General features: G+C 32.9%; 22 protein-coding genes. 13 read left to right on the top strand and 9 right to left on the bottom strand.

The annotated features are described in order from the left end of the window. Positions 1 to 91: 91 nt before the first annotated feature. The 9 genes from QMO11_RS04810 (at position 92) to QMO11_RS04770 (ending at position 8,247) form a co-directional block, all read left to right on the top strand. The gene (locus QMO11_RS04810) at positions 92 to 508 is read left to right on the top strand and encodes a hypothetical protein (protein ID WP_282036262.1); all 417 of its coding nucleotides are present in this window, start codon (positions 92 to 94) and stop codon (positions 506 to 508) included. 96 nt (positions 509 to 604) lie between these two features. After that, the gene (locus tag QMO11_RS04805; protein WP_075603874.1) at positions 605 to 1,477 is read left to right on the top strand and encodes a cell division protein FtsX; all 873 of its coding nucleotides are present in this window, start codon (positions 605 to 607) and stop codon (positions 1,475 to 1,477) included. A gap of 10 nt (positions 1,478 to 1,487) precedes the next feature. Next, positions 1,488 to 1,730 carry a DUF3098 domain-containing protein gene (locus QMO11_RS04800; RefSeq protein ID WP_075603873.1) on the top strand — a complete coding sequence of 81 codons (243 nt, stop codon included), beginning with the start codon at positions 1,488 to 1,490 and terminating at the stop codon, positions 1,728 to 1,730. 47 nt (positions 1,731 to 1,777) lie between these two features. Continuing rightward, positions 1,778 to 2,569: an undecaprenyl-diphosphate phosphatase gene (locus QMO11_RS04795; protein ID WP_075603872.1), complete on the top strand. Its 792-nt coding sequence runs from the start codon at positions 1,778 to 1,780 to the stop codon at positions 2,567 to 2,569. 10 nt (positions 2,570 to 2,579) lie between these two features. Beyond that, positions 2,580 to 3,275, top strand: coding sequence for a tRNA pseudouridine(55) synthase TruB (gene truB / locus QMO11_RS04790; protein ID WP_282036261.1), 696 nt, complete (start codon positions 2,580 to 2,582; stop codon positions 3,273 to 3,275). A gap of 134 nt (positions 3,276 to 3,409) precedes the next feature. Then, positions 3,410 to 4,459, top strand: a complete 1,050-nt coding sequence (gene queA, locus QMO11_RS04785; RefSeq protein ID WP_075603870.1) for a tRNA preQ1(34) S-adenosylmethionine ribosyltransferase-isomerase QueA — start codon at positions 3,410 to 3,412, stop codon at positions 4,457 to 4,459. 186 nt (positions 4,460 to 4,645) lie between these two features. Then, positions 4,646 to 5,677 carry an ATP-dependent 6-phosphofructokinase gene (locus QMO11_RS04780; RefSeq protein ID WP_075603869.1) on the top strand — a complete coding sequence of 344 codons (1,032 nt, stop codon included), beginning with the start codon at positions 4,646 to 4,648 and terminating at the stop codon, positions 5,675 to 5,677. A 97-nt stretch (positions 5,678 to 5,774) separates the two neighbouring features. After that, complete coding sequence (locus QMO11_RS04775) at positions 5,775 to 6,479, top strand: phosphoadenylyl-sulfate reductase (protein WP_282036260.1); 705 nt, start codon at positions 5,775 to 5,777, stop codon at positions 6,477 to 6,479. A 43-nt stretch (positions 6,480 to 6,522) separates the two neighbouring features. After that, positions 6,523 to 8,247, top strand: coding sequence for a S41 family peptidase (locus tag QMO11_RS04770; RefSeq protein ID WP_282036259.1), 1,725 nt, complete (start codon positions 6,523 to 6,525; stop codon positions 8,245 to 8,247). A 369-nt stretch (positions 8,248 to 8,616) separates the two neighbouring features. Here the strand turns inward: QMO11_RS04770 and QMO11_RS04765 are convergent, their stop codons facing one another. The 7 genes from QMO11_RS04765 to QMO11_RS04735 form a co-directional block, all read right to left on the bottom strand. Continuing rightward, on the bottom strand, positions 8,617 to 13,821 hold the full coding sequence (locus QMO11_RS04765; RefSeq protein WP_282036258.1) for a T9SS type A sorting domain-containing protein: 5,205 nt from the start codon (positions 13,819 to 13,821) through the stop codon (positions 8,617 to 8,619). Positions 13,822 to 14,123: 302 nt separating this feature from the next. Further along, a complete protein-coding gene (locus QMO11_RS04760; protein ID WP_282036257.1) occupies positions 14,124 to 15,449 on the bottom strand; it encodes a DUF58 domain-containing protein in 1,326 nt (441 codons plus the stop codon). Positions 15,450 to 15,470: 21 nt separating this feature from the next. Then, on the bottom strand, positions 15,471 to 16,439 hold the full coding sequence (locus tag QMO11_RS04755; protein ID WP_282036256.1) for an AAA family ATPase: 969 nt from the start codon (positions 16,437 to 16,439) through the stop codon (positions 15,471 to 15,473). A gap of 27 nt (positions 16,440 to 16,466) precedes the next feature. Beyond that, positions 16,467 to 17,627, bottom strand: coding sequence for a DUF4350 domain-containing protein (locus tag QMO11_RS04750; protein WP_282036255.1), 1,161 nt, complete (start codon positions 17,625 to 17,627; stop codon positions 16,467 to 16,469). Next, positions 17,624 to 18,394 carry a hypothetical protein gene (locus tag QMO11_RS04745; RefSeq protein WP_282036254.1) on the bottom strand — a complete coding sequence of 257 codons (771 nt, stop codon included), beginning with the start codon at positions 18,392 to 18,394 and terminating at the stop codon, positions 17,624 to 17,626. The genes QMO11_RS04750 and QMO11_RS04745 overlap by 4 nt, the downstream gene beginning before the upstream one ends. Then, positions 18,366 to 19,295: a DUF7847 domain-containing protein gene (locus QMO11_RS04740; RefSeq protein ID WP_282036253.1), complete on the bottom strand. Its 930-nt coding sequence runs from the start codon at positions 19,293 to 19,295 to the stop codon at positions 18,366 to 18,368. Before QMO11_RS04740 ends, QMO11_RS04745 begins: the two co-directional genes overlap by 29 nt. Continuing rightward, complete coding sequence (locus QMO11_RS04735) at positions 19,273 to 20,241, bottom strand: stage II sporulation protein M (protein ID WP_282036252.1); 969 nt, start codon at positions 20,239 to 20,241, stop codon at positions 19,273 to 19,275. The genes QMO11_RS04740 and QMO11_RS04735 overlap by 23 nt, the downstream gene beginning before the upstream one ends. A gap of 18 nt (positions 20,242 to 20,259) precedes the next feature. Between QMO11_RS04735 and QMO11_RS04730 the strand changes: the two genes are divergently transcribed. After that, complete coding sequence (locus QMO11_RS04730; RefSeq protein ID WP_282036251.1) at positions 20,260 to 20,976, top strand: RDD family protein; 717 nt, start codon at positions 20,260 to 20,262, stop codon at positions 20,974 to 20,976. 1 nt (position 20,977) lies between these two features. On the opposite strand, the gene QMO11_RS04725 is transcribed toward QMO11_RS04730, so the two are convergent. Both QMO11_RS04725 and QMO11_RS04720 read right to left on the bottom strand, forming a co-directional pair. Further along, on the bottom strand, positions 20,978 to 21,691 hold the full coding sequence (locus QMO11_RS04725) for a tRNA threonylcarbamoyladenosine dehydratase (RefSeq protein WP_282036250.1): 714 nt from the start codon (positions 21,689 to 21,691) through the stop codon (positions 20,978 to 20,980). Beyond that, positions 21,691 to 22,341 (bottom strand): TatD family hydrolase, encoded by a 651-nt coding sequence (locus QMO11_RS04720; RefSeq protein WP_282036249.1) that lies wholly within the window; start codon positions 22,339 to 22,341, stop codon positions 21,691 to 21,693. The genes QMO11_RS04725 and QMO11_RS04720 overlap by 1 nt, the downstream gene beginning before the upstream one ends. Before the next feature lie 55 nt (positions 22,342 to 22,396). Here QMO11_RS04720 and QMO11_RS04715 point away from each other — a divergent pair, with 55 nt between their 5' ends. The 3 genes from QMO11_RS04715 (at position 22,397) to QMO11_RS04705 (ending at position 26,511) form a co-directional block, all read left to right on the top strand. After that, positions 22,397 to 22,822 (top strand): (deoxy)nucleoside triphosphate pyrophosphohydrolase, encoded by a 426-nt coding sequence (locus tag QMO11_RS04715; RefSeq protein WP_282036248.1) that lies wholly within the window; start codon positions 22,397 to 22,399, stop codon positions 22,820 to 22,822. Between the two features lie 102 nt (positions 22,823 to 22,924). Further along, the gene (locus QMO11_RS04710; RefSeq protein ID WP_282036247.1) at positions 22,925 to 25,117 is read left to right on the top strand and encodes a DUF748 domain-containing protein; all 2,193 of its coding nucleotides are present in this window, start codon (positions 22,925 to 22,927) and stop codon (positions 25,115 to 25,117) included. A 311-nt stretch (positions 25,118 to 25,428) separates the two neighbouring features. Then, complete coding sequence (locus tag QMO11_RS04705) at positions 25,429 to 26,511, top strand: nitroreductase family protein (protein WP_282036246.1); 1,083 nt, start codon at positions 25,429 to 25,431, stop codon at positions 26,509 to 26,511. Position 26,512 lies beyond the last annotated feature (1 nt).

Raw genomic sequence — 26,512 nt, 5'->3', positions numbered from 1 at the left:
AAACTAAGCTAAAGCCTTTCATTTATAATGGAAGGCTTTTTTTGTATACAAAACATTTTTATATTCACGATGCATTATAAATATTAAGAAAATGAATACATACGCATTAATTGCCGGTATAATAGCACTTTTTGCCACCTTGGGACACCTTACAATAGGCAATCAGTCTTACTATAAACCTTTAAACAAAAGTGATATTGACATCACAGTTAAAACCATATTTAAAGCCCTATTTCATTACATAACAGGCTTTCAAGTCTTATCATCTTTCATATTAATTATGATAGGAATTAGAGGTAATGGGTGTAATTTTGAACCGCTTTTAGTATTAGGGTTTATTGCAGCTAACTATATCTTTTGGATGATTACACAACTAATTATTGCCGCTAAATCTCCAATTAAAGGAGCTATTACAAAACTATTCCAATGGATTTTTTGGCTACTGATATCAGTCTTTACAATATTGGCCTTTATTCATTCGTGGAACTACATTAACGAATGGGTGTAAATTTTTAATTTACATCAGGATATAAATCACTTTTAAATCTTGCCTTGTTAATAAGTACTGAGTACATTTACGCCGATTTTACAATAACCTAAGGGTATGAAAGATAAGAAAAGAGCCAAACGACAGCTGATTAATTCATATTTTACTACAGTAATAAGTATAACGCTTGTACTATTTTTATTGGGTTCTGTTGGGTACCTCATTTTAAATGCCAACCGCTTATCAAATTATGTAAAAGAAAATATTGGTTTTAATGTTGTTTTAAAAGATAACATTAGAGAAGTAGAGGTGAAACGCTTACAAAAGTATTTGGATGCCTCTTCGTTTGTTAAATCAACCGAATATATTGATAAAGATGAAGCTGCTGAAGAATTGCAAAAGCAGTTAGGAGAAGATTTTGTTGATTTTTTAGGATACAATCCTCTTCTTTCTTCTATTGAAGTAAAACTATACGCACAATACGCAAACCCCGATAGCATTAAAAAAGTAGAAGCAATCTTTAACTCCTTTACCCAAGTTAAAGAGGTTTATTATCAAAAAAACCTAATTGAAAAGGTAAATGATAATGTAAATAAAATTAGCATTGTACTACTTGTATTTAGTGGTTTACTACTTTTAATTGCCATTGCTCTTATAAACAACACCATAAGATTATCGGTATATGCCAAACGTTTTTTAATAAATACCATGCAACTTGTTGGCGCTACAAAAGGATTTATAAGGCAACCCTTTATCAGCATAAGTTTATTTCATGGTTTTATTGGCGCAATTATTGCAAACGGAATGTTGGCTGGAGTAATTTATATTCTTCACCATGAGCTAGGTGGCTTTATAGGTTTTGATAACATTGAACTCATCGGAATACTTTTTATTTTGGTGATTTTACTTGGCATAACCTTATCATTTACATCAACTTACTTTGCTGTAAATAAATATTTAAAATTAAAAACAGATCAATTATATTTCTAACAATCTCGATATGTCTAATAAAGAAAACTCCAAATTCGAATTTGCCCTTTCTAAAGAAAACTATATTTTAATGGCAATTGGTTTTGGTATAATTATTCTCGGTTTCATTTTAATGATAGGTGGAAGAAGTGAAGACCCAAATGTTTTTAGTGAAGAGCTTTACGGATTTCAAAGAATTACACTTGCCCCAATGCTAGTTTTATTTGGCTTTATATTTGAAATATATGCCATCATGAAAAAACCAAAACAATAGTATTAAACATCACTTCCATAATCACAACAACTAATTACACTTATTAAATGACTTGGATTGAAGCATTAATTCTTGGAATTATTCAAGGACTTACAGAATTCCTGCCCGTAAGTAGCAGTGGTCACCTCGAAATTGGCAAACAACTACTAGGCGTAGAAGCCACTGATAACCTAACCTTTACTGTTATAGTTCATGGAGCAACTGTATTGAGTACAATTGTAGTATTTCGTAAAGAGATACTTCAACTACTTATGGGTCTATTTTCTTTTAAATGGAACGAGGACACCCAATACATTGCAAAAATTGCGGTAAGTATGATTCCAATCGGCATAGTTGGTGTCTTTTTCAAAGACTATGTTGAAGAAATTTTTAACTCTGGTAATATCTTACTTTTAGTAGGTTGCATGTTATTAATCACAGCAACCCTATTAGCATTTACCTTTTATGCAAAATCGAAGCAAAAAGAGATTTCATTTAAAGATGCTTTTATAATTGGTATTGCTCAAACTGTTGCAGTACTTCCTGGTATTTCGAGGTCGGGATCAACCATTGCAACAGGATTATTACTTGGGAATAAAAGAGAATCAGTAGCTAAGTTTTCATTTTTAATGGTACTTGTACCAATTTTAGGAGAAAATGTATTAAGCATACTTAAAACCGATTTCTCAGCAGAATCTTCTATTGGTGCCCTTCCTCTTCTAATAGGTTTTATTGCTGCTTTTACAGCAGGTTTACTTGCCTGTACTGCAATGATTAACCTAGTAAAAAAAGGTAAACTAATTTACTTTGCAATCTATTGTGCTATTGTTGGTGCTATAGCAATAACATTTGCTCTATAAATTTATATTTGTGAATACAGAATCAGAATACGACTTTAAGGAAGGTGCTCTCCTTCTTTTTGATAAACCATATGAATGGACTTCATTTGATATGGTTAATAAGGTTAGAAAAAGAATATGCAGTTACCTTGGCGTTAAAAAGCTCAAAGTTGGTCATGCCGGAACGCTTGACCCTTTAGCAACAGGTTTACTAATCATTTGTACTGGTAAAGCCACTAAAACTATTGACAGTTACCAAGCCAAGGAAAAAGAATATGTGGCTACTCTTAAATTGGGCGCCACTACTCCATCGTTTGATTTAGAAACTGAAATTGATAAGACTTTTCCAACAGAACATATCGATAGAGCTCTAATAGATAAAGAACTTTTAAACTTTGTAGGAGAATTAGATCAAATTCCTCCTGCTTTTTCTGCGGTAAAAGTAAAAGGTAAAAGAGCCTATGAGTTAGCTCGCGAAGGAAAAACGCCTGAACTAAAACCTAAAAAGCTTGTTATAAAAGAGATCGAAGTTGTTGATTTTAAAAATGATGAACTTGTTTTAAGAATTGTTTGCAGCAAAGGTACGTACATAAGAGGGTTGGCTAGAGATATTGGTTATGCTTTAAAAAGCGGATCACACCTAACTACCTTACGCAGAACCAGAATTGGTAAATATTCTGTAGAAAATACTCTTAGTTTAGAGGAATTTGAAAAAAAATTAAATTAATTTGTAACTTATTCAAAAACCTTACGTATAACCGACCTGCAAATCACTGCAGAATAATATCGAATAATTTAGTATTAATCACATAATATACTGCCACTTACTATTATTAAGTGGAGTAAAACTAAAGAAAGCAAATGAAGTTATCGAAGTTTAAATACGACCTTCCTGAGGAATTAATTGCATCTCATCCTACCTATAATCGCGATGAATCTCGCATGCTAGTGTTAGATAGAAAAACTGGAGAAATAGAGCACAAAATCTTTAAAGATATTGTTGATTATTTCGACGATCAAGATGTAATGATCTTCAACAACACAAAAGTTTTTCCTGCCCGCTTATACGGTAATAAAGAAAAAACAGGTGCTGAGATTGAGGTGTTTTTACTTCGTGAATTAAATAGAGACCAGAAACTTTGGGATGTTTTGGTAGATCCTGCTCGTAAAATTCGTATTGGTAATAAGCTATACTTTGGCGAAAACGATGAGATGGTAGCCGAGGTTATTGATAACACAACTTCAAGAGGAAGAACGCTTCGCTTTTTATACGATGGTCCGTATGACGAATTTAAGAAGTCACTTTTTGCTTTAGGAGAAACTCCACTTCCTAAGTCTATCGACCGTGAGGTTGAGCCTGAGGATAGAGAGCGTTACCAAACCATTTATGCCAAACACGAAGGAGCTGTGGCTGCCCCAACTGCAGGTATGCACTTTAGCCGTGAGTTAATGAAACGCCTTGAAATTATAGGGGTAAACTTCTCAGAAGTTACATTACATGCTGGCTTAGGTAATTTCCGTTCTGTTGACGTTGAAGATTTAACAAAGCACAAGATGGATTCAGAGCAAATTTTTATTACTGATGAAGCGTGTGATATTATTAATAAAGGAAAAGACCAACGAAGAAAAATTTGTGCTGTAGGAACTACGGTAATGCGCACAATTGAAACTTCGGTTTCAACATTTGGTCATGTTAAACCTTTTGAAGGTTGGACTAACAAATTTATTTTCCCTCCATATGAATTTCGTGTTGCAAACTGCATGGTTACTAACCTGCACCTACCTTTGTCTACTCTAATGATGATGGGAGCTGCATTTGCAGGTTACGATCATTTAATGAATGCCTATGCTGTTGCAGTTAAAGAGAAGTATCGTTTTGGAACTTACGGAGATGCACTATTAATTATCTAATAAAGCATCACTTAAAATATAGAAAGGCTGTGTTTAACTCACAGCCTTTTTTTGGCCCTAATCCAAGCATAATGTCTAAAATATTTGGTTAAAGTTGAGTTAATTGACGATTAAAAAAGTTCGAGTAGCTTTATAAAACAGTATTTTTCAATTAAATTTACCATTTCACAGATTATTTCTAGAATCATGGCAAATAAAAAATTAAAGATTGGCATTCTTTCTGCTGGCGGCGATTGCCCTGGTATTAATGCCGCCATCCGTGGCGTTGGTAAAACTGCAATTGTACAATACGGAATGGAAGTAATTGGCATATCAAATGGCTTCAGTGGCCTTATTGACATGAATACACAACCTCTTACAGAAGATCACCTCTCTGGGATATTAACACTGGGTGGTACCATCCTTGGAACTTCAAGAATGAAACCATTTAAACCTCAGGAAGGAGATACTGTTGAGAATAAACCTGAAGTAATAAAGGAAAACTACGAAAAACTTGGTTTAGATGCCCTTGTATGCATTGGCGGAAATGGAACCCAAAAAACTGCAAATCTACTTTCTAAAGAAGGTTTGAATATTGTTGGGCTACCAAAAACAATTGATAATGATGTTTGGGGAACTGATGTTACATTTGGATTTGATTCTGCTGTAAATATAGCAACAGATGCCATTGATAGACTTCATACCACAGCAAACTCGCACAAACGAGTAATGGTAATTGAAGTAATGGGACATAATGCTGGTTGGATTGCTCTATACTCAGGTATGGCTGCCGGTGGCGATATTATCCTTTTACCTGAATTAGATTATGATATGAATGTAGTAGCCAATACACTCAAAGATAGAGCTGAAAAAGGCAAGGCCTATTCAATTGTAGTTGTTGGCGAAGGCATCGAACGCCCAGGCAAAAAAAGTGCAGCCCGATATGTGGCCAAGCAAATACAAGAATTAACTGGTCTTGAAACCAGGGAAACAATATTAGGATACATTCAACGAGGTGGAAGCCCATCTCCTGCTGATAGAATTTTAGCAACACGATATGGCGCTCATGCTGCCAAATTAATATACGAAGGTAATTTTGGTACAATGGTTTGCCTTGATAAAGGAAACATAACCTCTATCCCACTTGAAGAAGTTGGAGGGAAAACTCAATTACTAAGCCCCGACCACTCCCTTATTGAGAAGGCTCGCAACATGGGCGTATGTTTCGGCAATAAATAGGCTACCAAAGATAGAAACAAAACTTAATGCGGTTTGTGATGTTAATAATTAAACATCAAAAACCGCTTATTTACTATAAAGCATATAATAATTAACGATGACCAAAGAACAAATAAACGCACTAAATCAGCAATTTAAAGATGCAAGCCCAATTGAACTAATCACTTTTTTTTTAGATAAGTATGAAGATAAAATAGCCCTATCTTCAAGTCTTGGTGCAGAAGACCAAGTTCTTACACAAATGGTAACATCTATTAAATCAGATGCTAGTATTTTCACATTAGATACCGGACGTTTATTTCCTGAGACTTACGACTTAATTGACCGCACATCAAAAAAATATAAAACCAACATACAAGTATACTTTCCACAGCCTACTGCCGTTGAAGCGATGGTGAAAGAAAAGGGAATTAATCTATTTTTCGATAGTATTGAAAATAGAAAGCAATGCTGTAATACTCGTAAAATAGAGCCTTTAAAAAGAGCTTTTAAAGGATTAGATGCTTGGATATGTGGTTTACGTGCAGATCAGTCTGTTACGCGATCTGAAATCCAATTAATTGAATGGGATGAAAATAACAACATCGTAAAAATTAATCCGCTTGCATTTTGGAGCGAACAAGATGTTTGGGATTATATTGATGAAAAAGGAATTCCGGTTAACCCATTACATAAAAAAGGTTTCCCAAGCATTGGTTGCCAACCATGTACAAGAGCCATCATGGAAGGTGAAGATGTTAGAGCTGGTCGATGGTATTGGGAAAACCCGGATACCAAAGAATGTGGCCTACACAAAAAATAATCCACAATATTTAAATTTATCATTTACCAAAAAATCATTATAAATGAGCAAATTAAAAAAACAAGGTCGTGCTAAATGGATAGGTATCTCGCTTATCGTTGTGCTTTTATCAGGAGGCTTAGCTGGCTTTATTAACGATGATCAACGCAATTTCTCAATAGTTAAGAATCTTGATATTTTCTATACTTTATTTAGAGAGTTAAACAGTTATTATGTTGACGAAACAGATCCTGAGGATCTTATTAAAACTGGAATAGACAACATGTTAGAGTCGCTTGACCCTTATACTACCTATATTCCGGAAGACGACATGGAAGATTTCAATTTCATGACTACTGGTGAATATGGAGGTATTGGATCTCTCATCTCAAAAAGCGATGAATATATTATTATTGCTGAGCCATATGAAGGTTTCCCTGCACAATTGGCTGGATTAAAAGCAGGTGATAAATTACTTGAAATTAACGATGTTGATGTTGTTGGTAAAAAATCAAGCGAAGTAAGTGACTTATTAAAAGGGCCTGTAAATACACCTCTAAAATTAAAAATTGATAGACCGGGTGAAGAGAAAGCCCTAACCATTGATTTAACTCGTCAGAAGATATCCATTAACCCAGTGCCTTATTACGGAATGGTGAATGATAAAACGGGTATCATCATGCTAAATAATTTTACTCAAAATTGTTCTGCTGAGGTAGCAAAAGCTTTCAAAGACTTAAAAGAAAACCAAGGTGCCGAGAGCATTGTACTTGACTTACGCGGAAACCCAGGTGGTTTATTAGATGATGCTGTTAAAATAGTTAACCTATTTATTGAAAAAGGAAACGAAGTAGTTTCAACAAGAGGTAAGGTAAAACAATGGGATAAAGTTTATAAAGCAACTTCAACACCTTTAGATACGGTAATGCCATTAGCAGTGTTAATCAGTCGTGGTTCTGCTTCTGCTTCCGAAATTGTATCTGGTAGTTTGCAAGACTTCGATAGAGCTGTTTTAATAGGCCAACGTTCATTTGGCAAGGGATTAGTACAAAGTACACGCAACTTATCATATAACGCCAAATTAAAGGTTACTACAGCCAAATATTATATCCCAAGTGGAAGATGTATTCAGGCAGTAGATTATACACACAGAAATGATGATGGAAGTGTTGGTTTAGTGCCAGATTCACTAATTACTGAATTTAAAACCTCAGGTGGCCGTTCTGTATACGATGGTGGCGGTGTATCACCAGATATTATGGTTGAAACAGATAAATTCAAGAACATCACTTTTGCCTTGGTAGCTCAATCTATGATGTTTGATTATGCAACTGAATTTGTTCTTAAAAACAAAGAAATTGCAGCTCCAAATCAATTTGAAATAAGTGATGATGTTTACAATGAGTTTGTAAGCTTTGTTGAAGCCAAAGAAGATTTTTCTTATAAATCAGCAACACAAGAATCTTTAAAAAAGCTAGTTGATGTTGCCAAAAAAGAAAAGTATTACGATAAAAACAAAGAAGAATTTGAAGAGCTTGAATCCTTACTTACTCTGAATGTAAAAGAGGATATGATGTTGTTTAGAGACGAAATTGAAGAGTTCTTAGCTTCTGAAATTATCAAACGCTACTACTATCAAAAAGGAGCCATTAAGTATACCCTTAAAGACGATAAAGAATTAGCTAAAGCTATTGAAGTGCTTGGTGATAAAAGTACGTACAATGGTATTTTAGATGGAAGCATAGCTTCACACGCTGGTGATAAAAGAAGCATGAAATCGAAAGATTAAATAATCTGATATATTATATAAAAAATCCGATGCCATTTGGTATCGGATTTTTTTATGCCCTTAATTCAAATGTAATACAATTAAAGGTTTCAGTTATTTTATAATGATAAATCAATCTAAACATAAGCACGAAGTTAAAAATACCCAGTGGCTATTTTAAAATAGCCACTGGGTAAATAGAAATAGCCAGTGGATAAATTTAATTACCCACTGGCTATTTACTAATTTATAGTTATAGTTTTATTACTTTAACGGCATCTTAAAACTAAACTTAGGTATAAAAACACAAAACCCACAAGTAATGAATAGCTTCCTTAAACATGGGTTATGTGTTAGAATAACGTTATTTCACTTTATAGAGAAATAATACTATTGGATTATCAACTTTTGCGTAGCTGTTGAGCCATTCTCAAAATACACCTCTACAATATAAATCCCCTTATTTAAGTTTAACTTGAGTTGAGAAGTAGGGTTTGAATTTTCTTGAACAACCAACCCTTGTGTACTTAAGATACGAACATAGCTAATTATATTAACTGAATTAATATTAATATAGCTATTCGCAGGATTAGGGTACATACTAAAGCTTGTATAATCAGTTTTCTTAACAGCATTATCCCCAACAACTGATAAATCCCACTCAAATTGTGCATCGCCCTTTACTGACCAAGCTATGTAATATTCAACTCCTGCTAAAGCAGAAAATACTATTTCTGATTGAAGTTTACATACATCATCATTATAAGCAATTAACTTGCTATTCTCACAAGATTCAAAAACATAAAGTTTGGTATCTAAGTCTGTTTTATCGCAAGAACTTACTTTTATTTGTTGGTCTTCTTCTGGTATATAAACAAACCATTGGGCATTTTCTCCTTTGTATGTATTATTACCCTCAATAGAAGTATGTGCTGAGTTACAGAACTCCCCAGCCAACAACTCACTTTCTGTAATAGTCCAAGTAAATTCAGGTATGCCATAACCTGTTGACCACTTGATAAGATAAGTTTGGCCTTTTTCTACAACGAACGTTGAAAAGTTGCTACCTGAAGCCATATAATTACTGCTACAATTATTATATACTTTAAAAGTAGAGCCCCAGAAATCATCATTCTTATTAATAGTAACTTTGCCATCTTCAGCTGCGGTATAACTATACCAGACATCCTTATTCAGGTTTGATGTAAAATTGATATCCGTATCAGATTCAACAGATATTGGATTTAAACAGCCTTCTCCTAAATCATAAGAACCTCCTTCATTTATAATCCATTCAAATGGAAATGCAGAATTATTCACCCACTCAATATAGTAGGTCATTCCTTCTTCTGCACTAAATTCAATGATATTACTAGAAGAATTTATACTTGATAAATTACAATTATTAGATACACTAACATATGCATTTAAGACACTTCCGTTAGCTGTAAGTGTAGTTTTACCAGTTTGTGTTGCAGTATATTCATACCACCTTGTTTTTAAATCATTATCGAATAGAATACTTTCGGCAATAGGAGCAGTAATAGCATCTTCACAAATCTCATAGTCATAAAATTCGCGCTCTGAAATTTGCCATGTGCAAGATTTCCATGCTTCAATATCCAAATAATACAATTGTCCTTTTTTAACCCTCATAGATCTTCCTGACGAAACCCTATCATTACAATCTAAATACCAGTAAGTATTTAGTGATGAGTTATCACTAGTTACAATATCGGCAACACCATCAACTTGTGCTTCAAATATAAACCATTGACTTAGGTAATTTTCCTTTGTGTATTCTATATCGGTATCAATCACTACAGGGATAGCTTCATCACAAGTATTTCCTGCTGTATCGTCAGAAACGCTTGGTGACAATTGCCATTTAATGGTTTCATCAATATTACCATATACCTTAATATAGTAGGTAACTCCAGCTATTGCATCCCAACCTGAGGATTCGTATCCTTCAAAGAAAACTTGTGTACCACAAGCTTTATAAATATCATATCCAATAAGTTCACTTTTATCACTATCTAAAGTAGCTACATGTAATTTAATATCCTCAGCAGGGGTATATTTAAACCATTTCTCAGAGATACCAGGTAACCAATCATAGCTATTATTGATGCGCATTTCTTCAGCAAAAGAACAATGTTCACCCTCATTGTAAGATTCTTCTGTGATGGTCCAATTAAAATCGGATGCTATATTATTAGTCCATGATATATAGTATGTAGTTCCCTCTTCTGCATCGAAGAACAATTCATTAACACCACTTTTTATAAAAGAATATAAACCACAGTCTCGTTTGATACTAACAAAGGCATCTGAACCTTCAGTTATTGATTTAACAACTACCTTACCTGTTATATCAGCTGTTAGTTCATGGTAAACTGTTTCATCAATTGTAGAATTGTGAGTTATCTGATCATCTAAATTTGCTATAATAGCTGTTGTACAATCTTCCCCTACTTCATAGTCAGTAAGACTTAAACTCCACATTACAGAGGAATAATAATTAAAAACTCTAAAGGTTATTATATCGCCTTCTTCAACATAGAAAGAGACAGTGTTAGTGTTACCCTGAAATAAGTTTTGAACACATGATTTCCTTATAAACAATTCTGCCTCTATTAATTTATTAGTTGTTTCGAATGTTAACTTACCACTTGATGTTGCCTCAAAAGTATAATAATAATAACCACTCCATGGTGTAGAATAAACCTGATCAAGAGAAACTGGAATTCCATTAGAACAATCAGTACCTTCTATTAAATCACCTTCATTAATAGAATATGTTAATGGGTCACTTTGCTTACTATTAATATAGAAATAGTATACATTACCTTGAGATACTGATTGGGTAATACTATTTTGACTTATATTATTTAAGCTTGAAGAATTTGTACAATTACTTTTTATACCTAACTCAGCTAAGCCACCATTATTTACACTAACAGTAACAGTACCAGACGTTTTAGCAATATAATAATACCATTTATACTCTCCAATTTCACCTTCATGCACATTTGCTTCACCTTCATTTGCAAGAATTGCAGTAGAGCAATGTTCAGCTTCCGAATATGCATTTGCTGTTAAAACCCAATCGAATTCAGCTCCTAAACTATTGCTCCAATTAATAAGGTAAGTTTCTCCCTCAATAGCAAAAAAGTCCAACTCATTTTGTTCCACTTTCACGTAATTGTTACATCCATTATATACTGAAATATTATTATAATTATTATCACTTATTGTTTTGCGAATATTAATATTACCAGTAAGAGTGGCAGTGTACGAGAACCAATTACCGAACTCATTAACTACTGCAATATCCTGATTATCATAAACCTCAACCGGATTATTGCAAAAATCACCAGGCTCAGTAACTACGTTGGTTATTTTCCACTCAAATTTATCACCTGAGTTATTAATCAACTTAAATAAATATGTAATTCCAGCTTCTACTTCGAAATACCCTTCTGAATAACTTGTTGAATACATATTCCAGGTGTCGCATGATGTAAAGGCTTCAAAACGAATACCTGAAACTTCAGATAAATTTTCATAGATAACTTTACCTGTTACGCTTGCAGTAAACTGATACCATTGATCTATATCTTTACCCTTATCGTGTTCAATGCTTACATCTGCATCTACCTCAATTGGGTCAAAGCAAAAATCACCTAACTCGATATCCTCTTCTGATATACTCCAATTGAAAGAATTTAAACCGTAATTATCACATTTAATTAAATATGTAGTACCAAGAGTTGATTCAAATACACAAAGATTACTATTATAGGCAATGTAATTGCTTTCACATTGTGTATATACGGTAAAATTGCCATCAACCTCGTCTGATAAATTATTTAAAGTAATCTTACCATCTTTTGCAGCTGTATAACTAAACCATTGAGAGCCGTATAAATTATATTCGTTATCAGAACCAATAGTTGCCGTAATAGGTATAGAACAGTCTTCTCCTTCTTGAAATTCTCGCTCTATTATACTCCAACTAAAATCTTCAATAGTATTATTAATCCAACTAATAGTATATGTAATACCTTCAGTACAAACAAAACTACCCATGTTATATCCAGAGTAATTGTTCCATTTAGAACATGATGAGGTAAATACTTCGTATTCTGAATTGGGATTTAAGCTTAAATTATTAAGCTCAATTATACCATTTTTAGTAGCCTTATAAATATACCATTGTTTAATGCCCTTACCAAAAGTGTGTACATTTATAGCTTCAGTATTAACAGTTATAGGTGTAGAGCAATCTTCACCGATTACAAATTCGGTTTCTTCTAAACTCCAATTGAAGTTATTAACATCATAATTTCTCCATTTAACATAATAAGTAACTCCGGCTTCCGCTTTAAAAAAGCCCTCATTATCACCAGAAATGTCACTCCAATAACCGCACTGAGTATAAACGCTGTAACTAGAGTTGGCAGTAGAACTTAAATTCTTAATCTCTATTTTACCTGATAGAATAGCTGTGTAGCTAAACCATTGATCAGTATTATGGGCAAAATTAAATTGATTATCCGCACTTGCACTAGCCTCTATAGCAACGTCACATTTTTCGCCATCTAGGTAATCTTCCTCTTCAAGAGTCCAAGAAAATACATCAGAAGCATCATACCAACTAATATAAAAAGTTTCTCCAGCTTGAGCTTCGAAAGATCCATTATTAAAACCTGAAGCATTTGAATAGTTATTACCACAAGATGTATATACTCGATATCGTGCTGATATATCTGTTGTTATATTGTTTAATTTTATTCGGCAAAATTTTGAAGCTGTATACTTATACCATTGTGTTAAACCATTACTAAAAGTGTAGTTATTATTACCATCAAAATTAACAGATGAAGCCGTTGAACAATCTTCCCCTTCTATAAATTCATCATATTCAATCGTCCACTCAAAACTATTAGGATTATTGTTCGTCCACTTAATAAGATATTCTTTCCCTTCTTCTGCATTAAAATAACCAGAAGTGTTACCTGAATTCGAGTAACCATAATCACTACATGTATTGTATACAAAGTAATCAGAGTTCCCATCTGTAGTTATATTACTTAAAATTAACTTTCCAGATTGGGTTGGTGTAAAAGAAAACCATTGCTCTTCTCCCTGGTTAAGCGTAAAAGAATTATTGTCAGTTGAAGTTGCTGCTATTGCTACATTACAAAATTCCCCATCGAGCAAATCCTCTTCAGATAAACTCCAATTAAAATTTTCACTTCGATAATTTCTCCATTTAATATAATATGTAACATCTTTGCTACATTGAAATTTTCCTTTATTATAACCATCCAGATCTGAATAACCTTGACAGTTTGAATAAATATAATAGTAAGAACTTCCATCAATAGAGAGATTCTCTAACAAAATTTTACAATCTCGGGTGGCAGTATAACGGTACCACTGATCAGTGTAGGAGCCTAATGTATGCTCATTGCCATCGTCGGCTGTAGCTGTAATAGCATTTGCACAGCTAACGCCAGGAGTTTCGCTTGCAAAAATACTAATAGCACATAATACCATTAGTATGGTAAGGTAAGTCTTTTTCATGTATGATTGTGTTTAAATTAGTTTACAATTATACTAAAAATCAATACATACAAATCACTATAAATTATACATTTAACACTTAATAATAGAATTACATCAAATATATATAAATGATAATCCAAGTAATAAACACATCCTATACTTATATCACAGTTAATCTTTTAATTTAGGAAATACCACTAATAAACAACATACCTGACACTTAAAAAAAAATCCTCTAAGTAGAACACTAGAACATTTCAATTTATTAATAACAAAATATACTATACCCGTAAATAGAAGTATTGCAATTTAAATTTATTCTAAATCAAACCCCTATCCTTAACCTCTAAGTATTTATTAATTACTGAAATCGTTAACTCATCAGGGCGCACGCTAATGTTTAATATGCCATGATGTGTAAGTTCTTCCATCAAAGCATACTTATTATTAATATAGTTATTAGCTAATGCCTTCTGGTAAATATCCTCCATGTTTTTGGCAGAATCATGAGTAAGTTCCTCTAGCTCGGTATTAATAAAGGTAACTAGCAATACGAGGTGTCTTTTGGCCATCTTTTTTAATAATGGTAACTGACGTTCAAGACTTGGGTTACTCTCAAAATTAGTGTAGAAAATAAGCATGCTCCTACCCTGCGTATTTTTTTCTAATGCCGCAAAAACCTGTTCTAGATTTGATTCATTAAATTGGGTTTCTTGTGCATAAAGAGTTTCTAAAATACGATTGAGTTGCAATTGCCTGTTATCACTTTTTATGAGCGAATGTACTTTTGAAGAATAGGTTAACAACCCCGTTTTATCTTGCTTTTTTAAAATTATATTTGATAATGCTAAACTCGAGTTAATAGCATAATCTAGTAAAGTCATTCCTGAAAAAGGCATCTTCATGGTACGCCCCATATCTATAAGCTGATAAATATGTCGCGATCGTTCTTCTTGATACTCGTTTACCATCAATTTATTAAATCGAGCTGTAGCTTTCCAATTTAATTTTCGGTAATCATCGCCAATTACATATTCTTTTATTTGCTCAAATTCACGACTATTTCCTGGTCGTTGGTATAATTGGTTGTTTTGTTGGTTTCTATTGTAAGAAAAGGCTAATAACTCATGCTTTTTTAGCTGTATAAACGAAGGGTAAACAGCCACATCTTTATTTGCATCAATACTATAACGCATTGAAAAAAAACCAATTTTACTACTAACCAACACATGCAATTTCCCGAAATGATAGACACCACGCTTTACCGGTCTAACACTATAATCGAAACTATGAGATTCGGATGGCGCAAAATCTTTATTTATTAAGCTGCTGCGCTTCTGAAACTGCACGGGTAGTTCATCAATAAAAACAACCCTAGTTCTAATTCGATAGGCACTTTTTAGCTCATACTTAATGCTATTATAATCTCCATTTGAAAAGCGTTCGGCCACTGTACGAGAAGCCGAGAATGAACCTTGCCAAATCAAAAACAGATCAACAATGATTAAAATTGATAATGCAAATAACAACACCCTTGAGAGTACAAATAAAGGGCTAAAGAAGTGCCCGAATACAAACAATACGATCAATATAAAAAGAGCAGTATAAAAACGTTGATTCAGAAATATATTTAAAACTCGCTTCATTGAAGAATAATTTGTTTTGGGCTACCTAGGTACCTCAACCTTACTTAGTATTGATTGTACAATATCGGCTGAACTAATTCCTTCTATTTCCTTTTCAGCGGATGGAATAATACGATGAATTAATGCGGATGTGGCCACCATTTTAATATCATCAGGAGTTACAAAATCACGACCTTGGATAACAGCAAAAGCTTTAGCACTGCGCAAAATTGCCAAACTAGCTCGTGGCGAAGCCCCCAAATATATATCGGGGTTATTTCGGGTACTATTAACAATTGCAGCAATATAAGCTAACAAAGACTCCTCAACATGGATCTCATCTACTTGCTCACGTAACTGTATTAATTCATCAGCACTCAAAACAGGTTGAACATTTTCCATTTGCTGATTTGAGTTTTGCTTACTAAAACGCATTAAAATAGCGGTTTCCTCTTCAAGTGTTGGAAAACCCATCTCTATTTTAAATAAGAAACGATCGAGCTGAGCTTCAGGTAAACGGTAAGTTCCTTCATGCTCAATAGGGTTTTGAGTACCAACCACCAAAAAAGGTTTGTCTAATTTATATGTTGTTCCTTCAACACTAATGCTGCGCTCTTCCATAACCTCAAATAAGGCCGATTGTGTTTTAGCCGGAGCTCTATTAATCTCATCAATCAATACAATATTAGAGAACAATGGTCCTTTCTTAAACTCAAAATCTGATTTTTGTGCATTGTAAACTGAAGTTCCAATTAAATCTGCAGGCATCAAATCGGGGGTAAACTGTATACGAGTAAAATTAGTATTTACCAATTTCGCCAATAATTTGGCAGATAATGTTTTGGCAATTCCAGGAACTCCTTCTAACAAAATATGCCCATCGGCAATTAAAGCAGTTAGTAATAATTCAACTGTTTTATCCTGACCAATTAGGAGTTTTTGAATTCCTGTTCTAACTTGATCTAGTTTTTCTTTTATCTGATTAATATCGACACGTTGTATATTTTCCATAGGATATATCTCTCTTTAAAATATCTGTTACAAAAACTTTTCGATGGTTTTATTTATTTCAATTAATTGCTCTTGCGATATGTTTGTACCACTTTTGGCTATGTTAATTTGTTGCAATAATTTATCAACCTCAACTTCCGACTTACCTGTTTTTTTCATCAATTGATCCTTAACTTGTAATGTAGGCCTATTCCATTGTATAAGGTACTTTCTCTTGGTTTTAATACGTAGGTTACGTACAACATATTGGGCTATTGTTCCATTGTTTTTATTACTTAAATACAAATTTGTTAAGGTATTAAGAAAAGCAATTGAAGCATTCTCAGGAGGATTAATTACCGGAATCAATTCTTGCTTACGGCGCCAAAAAAGTGAGAAAAAGATAACGAATACGAAGGTTAATAGATAGAAAGCATAACGCATTGGTGCAGAACTTAACACGTAACGCAACTCTGATTGCGAAGAAGAACTTCCATTATTAAGAAAATCATCCCAAACAATTGGAGCATCAGGCATTTTTGAAAACACACCATTAACATATTGGTAATTATACCCATGCGCAAAGTAATAGTTGGTAAAAACCAGTGGCGATAAATGCATTAATATTGTTCCGTTAGAAAGCTGAGCTTCAATAAAATTGGGTTTATCGTTAATTGTACCTAAAACTTTTACATTCTTAACACTATCTGCTACACGAAAGTAATAGTGATTATTATAAGCCTTTATCTTATTTAAGGTATCTGTAAAAACAATGTTGCTATCACTTAACTTTAATTGCTTTACAGTATGGTTTTCGTAAGCGTATTCTTTACTTATTCCTAGGGTATCCATCAACTTATATGGCATTTGCTCTGAAACAAGCATTATAGTGTTTCCTGCGTTTAAATGTTTGAGTAAGCTTTCAGTTGATTGCTCATCAAAACCAATACCAGGTGCCATAAAAACAAGGCTATAATCAGAAGAATCTTCTTTGCCGTATTCAAAAAATGTTTGATTAATACGCGTTAAACTATCCTGCCAAAGCCCTGTTTTAACCATCTCATATAAAATACTTGTACCATATGGTATTTTGTCGCGGCTTGATAAAGTGGCTTTCCAATTTAATTCTTCCTTTTTATAGAATTCAAAAATCCCCATCAAAATAAAGCCTACGCTTAACCAGATATAATATTGCTTTGGTATCTTCATTTTGAATGTATTTGTGCTGAAATAGCTGTAATCTCAACTTTTAAACTATCATACTTACTCTTATACTCATCGTTGGTCCATGGCATTTCTCCATACCAAGCATCCTCAAAAGTACGAGTAGCGTATGTAAATTGATTATAAAATGGTTTCGATTTTAATTGCAGTAAATATTCAAAATTCGATTTTTGCTTCTCCCATACAATAAGCTCTACTTCATCAAGCTTTTGTAACAATTGCAAATAAGAATATCGGATGGCTAACCTATAATCAAAGTCTGATATAGCTGCCAAAATCAGGTTATCAAAGTTCACTTTCCCAATAACATCATCACCTATAAATCCATCTGCATTTTTAATGGTTTTCAGTTTAGGCTTTCGAAGATCGCTAAAACTTAAACCTGCAATTTTCATTACAATTAACACAAGAGTTACTATAACAATTATATAAGGCAATACTTCTGCAAAATGAAAAGATGCCTTGTTGCCAAATAACTTTGAAAGAAACCAAACAATCCACTTTTTAAGTGCAGATAAACTAAAGGTATTATCCTCAACCTCAATATAGGATGTATAAGGCTCCTCCAACTGAAGCTGCTGCAATGTTTGCTCACTCAAAACCTCATGGTCATCGGCAATAAATACATGAGCCTGAAGTTTTGATACACTATGCAATTGAATGATTGCAAATACGATAAAGCAGATGTATCGGTTTACTAAAATGGGTTTGCGAATCATAAATCTAGAACAAAGGCTTTTCTGTACTATCATCTATCACATTCATAGCTTCAATTTGCTCGGTTAAACCAACCTCTTCTTTTAATTCAACTAAAGAAAAGTATCTCATGCCAAAACCAACTGAATAAAAACAGTATAGAAACAAAGAAACGAACATGACAATTGGAATACCAAAAGTCATTACAGAGCCTAAGTAAGAAAAATCAGGCTGAGTATTAGGGTTAGTAATTAGTTGCGAAAACATTTTATAAAATGCCAAAATGTAAAAAGGGACTATTACTATAGCTGAAATAAAGCCTTGGATAAAGTATAATAAAATATAGTACCCAAATGTACTCCACCAATTACCTTTAATCAACTCAAATGATCGTCCGAAAGAATCTGTTACTGAAGCATCCTCAATACCAATTGAAAAAGGATAAATACTAAATGCAATCATCAGGTATATTAAACCGAACATCATAACAAAAACACCTAAAACCGGCGATATTATAGATAACACCAATGTTACTATAAATCCAACAAAACCAATACCTATGCCCAACAATAGACCAGCGCCCAAGTATTTCCAGAAATACTTTTTTATATCACTAAATATTAACTGTAAGGTAATTTCATCTTTGGCATGTTTTAAACTCATTTTCATATAAGAAACAATAGATGCTTGATAAAAAATCCCTCCGATTATAAGAAGAATATATGCCGGAATAAAAAGAGCAAAATCGAATGGGTTGGGCTCAAGGGTTGTTTCAAACATTGAAAACATGGTACCATAAACCCGTCCTATTAGGATACCTCCTAGTATAAAAAACGGACCTACTAAAACCATCATAAGTTTAAGCAAATTCCAAATATGAATTTTTAAATAGTTAAATACATCACTAACGGATTCTGATACAGTTCTTTTTTTTCTAAGCTGAAATGTGTTGTACATGCTTTTTATAAACTAAGTGTGGATAAATAAAAAAGTAAAATATAATAGTAATTAACGATATAGTTATGACGAAAATACTAAGCCATTGAATTTGTGAATGTCTGGTTAAAAAAGATTCAATAAACCCTGCAATTATAAAAAAAGGCACTAGGCCGGCAACAATTTTGACTCCTGTTATTGCCCCTTTCTGGAAGGAGTGTATACGAGAGTAGGTACCCGGAAACAATATGCTATTTCCCATAACAAGACCAGCCGCACCTGCTACAACTATACTAAATATTTCAATAGTTCCGTGCATCCAAATACCAGATGCCGACTCCCAAAGTAAATTGTAATTGTAAAAAAAGTATTGAAAAGAGCCCAACATTACACCATTTTTAAAAAGCATAAAAGCTGTTCCAACAGATAAAAGCGCGCCCATTGCAAAGGCAATTAAAGCTACTCGTATGTTGTTAAGTGTGATCATAAAAAACATCGAAATTTCGTTTTGAGAAGCGTATACCCCAAGAGGCTCCCCTTTTTCAATATTTTCGATGGTCATATTAACGTAATTATCTCCTGTAATTAAACGTACGTAATCAACATCATTTGCGGCAGAAAAGGCTCCTATTAGAACCGCAATTAAAAAGATTAGGCAACTATAGAACAGTTGTTTGTAATGAGAATGAATTAAAAGTGGGTAGTCCTTTTTGAAAAATGTATATATTCGTGACCAGTTTTCGCGCTTAGCAGTATGCATAAACTGATGCGAATTAAGCACCAACTTATTTAAATAAGCTGTAGTGTTACTATTAGGATAATAGGTTCTGGCATAGGACAAATCATCGCTTAATTGCATATAAACTTTAGATATAACCTCAGGGTCAACCTTTTGCTTTTTTGTCAGCAGTTGCTCTGCTTCAAGCCAACGTTTTTTATTAATTTTAGAGAAGATTATTTCACGCAAAACCTTAAATCTTTAAATATGGATCCGAAATTTAACATAAATAATTCTCAAAATGTAAATATTGAGGTCAATTTTGCAGGTGTAGGCGAAAGATTACTTGCACTCATTATTGATGGCCTCGTTTTAGGTGGCATTGGAATGGCACTTTCAATTGCCGTGGCAACAGCACAACCGGGAGATACAATTGTCATCATAGTATTTTCAATATATACTTTTGCAGCCATGCTATATTATTTTTTTATGGAGTGGCTTTTTAAAGGACAAACCATTGGAAAAAAATACCAGAAGATAAAAGTTATACATAAATCGGGTACTGATGCCTCTGTATTTCAATTACTCATCAGAAATTTAATTCGTGTATTCGATTCTATTTACGGACTTGGTTTACTAGTCATATTCTTTAGTAAGAAATCTCAACGTTTAGGAGATTTAGCAGCTGGTACTATAGTGGTAAAAACGCATCAGAACATTAAGTTTAATGAAACTGCATTTGCTGAAACCGAAGAAAACTACTCTCCTACTTTTGATAAATTAGAGATACTTAGAATTGACGAGAAGGATATAGAAATTATTAAGCACGTGATTGAGCGAGATACCATGGAAATTAATTGGAAAATAGTTGGTGCCTTGGCTACAAAAATTAAAGCCAAAGCACAAATCAATAATAATGAATTAAAATCGCTTGAAGTTCTGAAATGTGTGGTTAAAGATTTTCAGTATTACCATGCAGGATAAATTACTTTCCTGTTAAAGTTCTGATGACATAGGAAGCAGCATAACAACCAAACATTGCAGGTAAATAAGAAATAGTGCCCAAAGTGGACTTTTTATTTCTTTCTCCTTCAGTTTTAATTACATATTCTTTGGGTGCTTCCTCTGTTGAAAATACAACCTTAACACCTTTTCTAATGCCTTGTTTGTACAAACGTTTTCTAACACTACGGGCTAACATACAATATTCAGATTTAGAAATATCGGCAATTTTAATTTGAGCAGGATCAAACTTCCCACCTGCCCCCATGGCTGATATAATAGGTGTTTTAGTATCAACGGCCGACTTTATTAAAGCAACTTTTGGCGATAAAGTATCAATAGCGTCCACAACAAAATCGAAACCCTTTGCTACCAATTCTTCAAAACTATCTTCATCAATAAAAGAGTTGATAACAGTTAAATTAAGCTCTGGATTAATGTCTAATAAACGTTGGGCTACCACATCTGCTTTAGCCATATTTATAGTACTTGTTAATGCAGGTAACTGACGGTTTATATTACTTGCATTCACAGTGTCACCATCAACAATTGTAAAATTACCAACACCTGCCCTTGCAATTAATTCAGCAGCATAAGAACCAACTCCTCCTAAACCAACAATAAGAATATGTTTGTGCTTCAAATCCTGCAACATATCCTGTCCTAACAAAATCTCTGTACGTTCTAACCAATCCATCACTTACCAAATACTCTACTAAAATTTTTACTAATCTGATCTTCTAATAAATCAGGTGGCAAATTTAATAAGCTTTGTGCTTTTTTATACACATCACTAACTAATAAATCAGAATCATCGGTTTCAAAAAGCATATAATTTTGATCTATATTTTTTATGGTTTCCTCAAGCTTCGCAGAATTGTTGAGTAATGATGCACCAAATGATAGATATACTCCTTTGGCTACTAATTGCTTTGCCATCTGATACGATCCATTATAGCCATGTAATACCCAAGGCTGTTTGGCCTTAAACTTAACCCTATACTCTAAAATTAAGTGATGCATTTTTACCGAATGAATAATTAATGGTAATTCGTACTTCTCCGATAACTCTATTTGTTTAACAAACACAGCGACTTGTATATCAGTATTTTTAATAAACTTATCTAAACCACATTCTCCTATAGCATCTATTTTTTTATCAGAACAATAAGTATCTAATAATTGTAGGCCTAAATCAATATTAGCAGTATTTATATGCCAAGGATGGATGCCACATGAAACAAGGCGAGTTGATGTTTTGTCAGCAATGGCATCTGAATGAAAAAAGCTCACACAATTAACATCAGCACTTGAGTCTATTTTATGAGTATGGGCATTTATAATCATATCATCAAAATAATTGAAGTAATTTGTTTTTACAAATACTCACTAACTTTATATTATGAAAGAGATACATGTAAGTTGTGCCATAATAATTAAAAATGATAAAATTCTGCTTGCTCAAAGAAGCATAAATATGCAACATCCGCTTTTATTTGAATTTCCTGGAGGGAAAATAGAGATAAACGAAAGTCCTGAAGAAAGTATCCAACGAGAAATAATTGAAGAACTTTCATGTGTAATCACCATTCATGAGAAACTTCCCCTTTTTAGACATAATTACAATAACCGAGCAATTGTATTACATCCCTTTATTTGCCATATAAAATCAGGTACTGCAGTTAATTTAGAGCACCACAAAATAGTATGGTCAGAGTTAAGGAAACTGAATACTTTTGATTGGGTTGAAGCAGATATTGCCATTTATGAGTATTTAACGCAAAAATACACCACATTAAAAAACGAATGCTTTAAGGATGATTATTAAATATTTATCAAACAAAACATGATTTTAGTATAAGTATTAAACACTATAAATACCTTGCGTGTTATAAATGATAAAAACCCACAAATCATAATATAACAAACTATGAAAAAGAGAATTATTATTCCTTCAGTATTGCTCGTAATTGTTTTTATATTTCTCTTCTTTTTATCAACAATTGCTAAGAATTACGTTAATAAAAATGGAGAAGAACTAACAAGCAGAAAGATTCTTATAAACGAATTACACATTGACTATTTTAATTTGAAGGTTACTGTGGACGGATTTACATTATTTGAAGAAAATAAAACAGATACCTTCGTTTCTTTTGATCAACTTCTTATCGATTTTAATCCTTGGAAACTATTCAATAAAGAATTCTCGTTCTCGCAAATACAACTCAGTAACTCTTATATTAACATTGAACAGAATGATGATATATTCAATTTTACGAGTTTAATAGAACATTTTAATGACACCACAAATATTGAAACCGAAGCTGTTGATAATGACACTACTCAATCGGATATTAAATACTCCATAACCGACTTTAAATTAATTACTGGCAGGTTTAAATACTACGATAAATCGATTGATAATTTAATTGAAGTTGATGATATTAACCTACAATTACCTGAGTTTGCGTGGGACAGCCAAAGCAGTAAAATGGGACTTGAATTTGCTATTGGTAAAGAAGGATCTGTTATAATAAATACCACTGTAAGTGAGCAATTAGCCTACTATAAAGTAAATTTTCAGACTAAGAATATACAGTTAAATAATTTCACTAATTACTTAAAAGAAAGTGTAAACATTACAGACTTTAATGGCTATTTACAAAGCAACATCAACATTGAAGGAAGTTTAAAAGAAACCTCTGAGGTTAAAATTGATGGCGTTATTGCTGTAGATAGTTTAATTATTATTGATGGAAACAACAATGAATTATTATCCTCAAAATCAATTAAAACAGAATTAGAAGATATCGATATTGCGAAGAATTCATTTGTGATTAAAAATGTAATTATTGATGAACCTAATATCAATGCTACCCTAGGAAAAGCGCAGAGTAATTTTGAATACTTTTTTGCACCTATCATAAATTCCGCAGATACTATTGAACAAGAAGAAACACCTAATACTCCTCAAGAACCTGAAACCGAAATCTACTATAATATTAAAGAGTTTGTAGTAAATAATGGTAAAGTAATTTTTAGAGACAGTACTTTAAATAGATCGTTTAAATACGATATATCAAATATTGATTTAAAAGTAGCTGATATAAATACTACAAATAGGGCAATTCCTGTTGACTATAGCATGAATTTTATAAACGATGGAAACTTTAAAGGAAAGGCTATAATTGATTCAGAAGAACCTACAAATTTAACTTATAACGGAAAAATATCTCACCTCGACTTACATAGTTTCTCGCCGTACACTGAATATCATTTGGGCTATCCTATCAACTCTGGTTTATTCTATTACACCTGTGATATTGAAATGAATCCTACTGAGCTTTTAAACGAAAATGACATTTTTGTGCAAGACATAGAGTTTGGTAAAAGCACCGGAGATACCACTGCTGCAAAGGTTCCTTTAAAACTTGCCATGGTCATATTAAAAGATTCAAAGGATAATGTTGAAATGAATGTACCTGTCCGAGGTAATCCTTCAGAACCAGGCTTTAGACTGGGTAAAATAATGCTTAAAACTTTTGGAAAGTTCTTAGTTAAAGCCGCCGCATCTCCGTTCGGAGCACTGGGTAAAATGGTTGGCACTACAGCCGATGAATTAGACCACATTCCATTTGAATATACACAAGATTCAATGGCTATTAAGCAAAAAAACACATTGGATAAAATTGCTAAAATATTGGTGAAGAAACCCGACCTAATATTTACATTCAGACAAGACTTATCAATGGATGATGAAACATATTTCTTATCTGAAAAAGCTATAAAAGAAAAGTACATTACTGAAAAAATGAGTTCTAAAAATCTTAATTGGCTTGATATAAAAGATAATGATGAAAAGTTTGTTTCGTACGTGGATAAACTAAGCCCAGAAACCACAGGCATACCAATGAGTGAACGATATTCATCATTAACAGATGAAAACACAATAAAAACCAGTTTTAAAGACCTCTATAATAAACGAAATAATGCCATAGTTGAGTACTTAACTGTCACAAAAGGTTGTAAGCCAACAAGCGTTAAAACCCTTAGTGCCGATTTTGAAAATATGCCAGAGGAGTTGAAAAACCCTAGTTTCAAGGTTGACGTGGGTATTAGGTAATCCGATTATAATTGTTGGTAGATTAAATCTTAATAGATTCAATAGGCTTATGTAATTATAGATTTAAAGATACACTTCAATCATATTAAATATAAATTTAATATGATTGAATAATTACTTAATACTCCTACAAATAGCTTTAATCCTGTTACAAATAATTTTCATCCTATGTATAGGATGAGCCAATAGCTTATGGCAAATAATGATTTAATTTGATTAGTTATTGGGTATTGCCTGAAAATTCTATTTGATTATCATGACAATATAAAATGCTTTTAATAATTTCGAAGCTTCAAAATTAATTATAGCAGATGAGATTGATAATAAAGAAACTTCTCAACCTTATAGGAGGAGATCATTTTTCTGAAAAGATATACATACGATTCTTTCAATTAAAAGAATCTATACAATATCAATTCTTATATCCATTAATACTAAATATACCCGGATTAAAAACCATCTACTTTATATTCTCTAAGGCATTTAACTATGAAGTGGCGATGTTTATTGCTGCAAGAAAGGACTACATCTACAAAAAAAATAATAACACTGAAAACCTCTTCCTTCTAAGAAGAAACATTCATAGAATTGAAAAAGGATTATTGATGAAAAATAGGCGAAGTATCTTTGCTCTAGATTATATTGAGGATACAACAATTCTTTATAAAAAGATAATAAGCCTGAACTCACAAAATGATCAATTAAATTGGGCACACGATATACTTGAAAAATACTTTAGCGTAACTGATTCTCATCCAACAATAGATAAGGCAAAAAATATTTTCACAAACATTGAAAATAGGGCTTTTAGGCAAGTTGAATTTACACCTTATTCCCTATCCAATGAAAATAAGGATAACTCATTTGAGGAGTTTAAAAAACTTGCTCATAAAAGAAAATCAGTCCGTTTTTTTACCAATGAGCAATTACCAGAAAGAAGCCTAATAGATAAAGCTATTACCGTTGCGGGATTAGCCCCAAGTAGCTGCAATCGTCAGCCATTTATGTTTAGGGTTATCGACGACCCTCAACTAGCTAAAAAAACATCTAATTTAGCCGGCGGAACAACTGGCTTTGCCGATCATATACCCGCAATTATAGCCGTAATTGGGCAAATGAATGTTTCTCCGTCTATTGGCGACAGACATTTAATGTATATAGATGCAAGTTTAGCTTCAATGAATCTGATGCTTGCATTAGAAAGTATGAACATAGGCTCTTGCCCATTAAATTGGCCCGAAGACAAGACAAAAGATAAAGAAATGGCAGAATTACTCTCGTTACAAAAATTTGAACGACCAATAATGTTAATTGCCTATGGATATCCTGAAAAGAATAGTATGTTAGCGTGTTCAGTACGTAAGCCCATAGAACAATTAAGACAGTACAACTAAA

This window comes from Saccharicrinis aurantiacus (genome assembly GCF_947489045.1).
Taxonomy (GTDB): domain Bacteria; phylum Bacteroidota; class Bacteroidia; order Bacteroidales; family Marinilabiliaceae; genus Saccharicrinis; species Saccharicrinis aurantiacus.
Note: the sequence above shows the minus strand (reverse complement) of the source record. Positions and strands in the feature narration are given on the sequence as shown.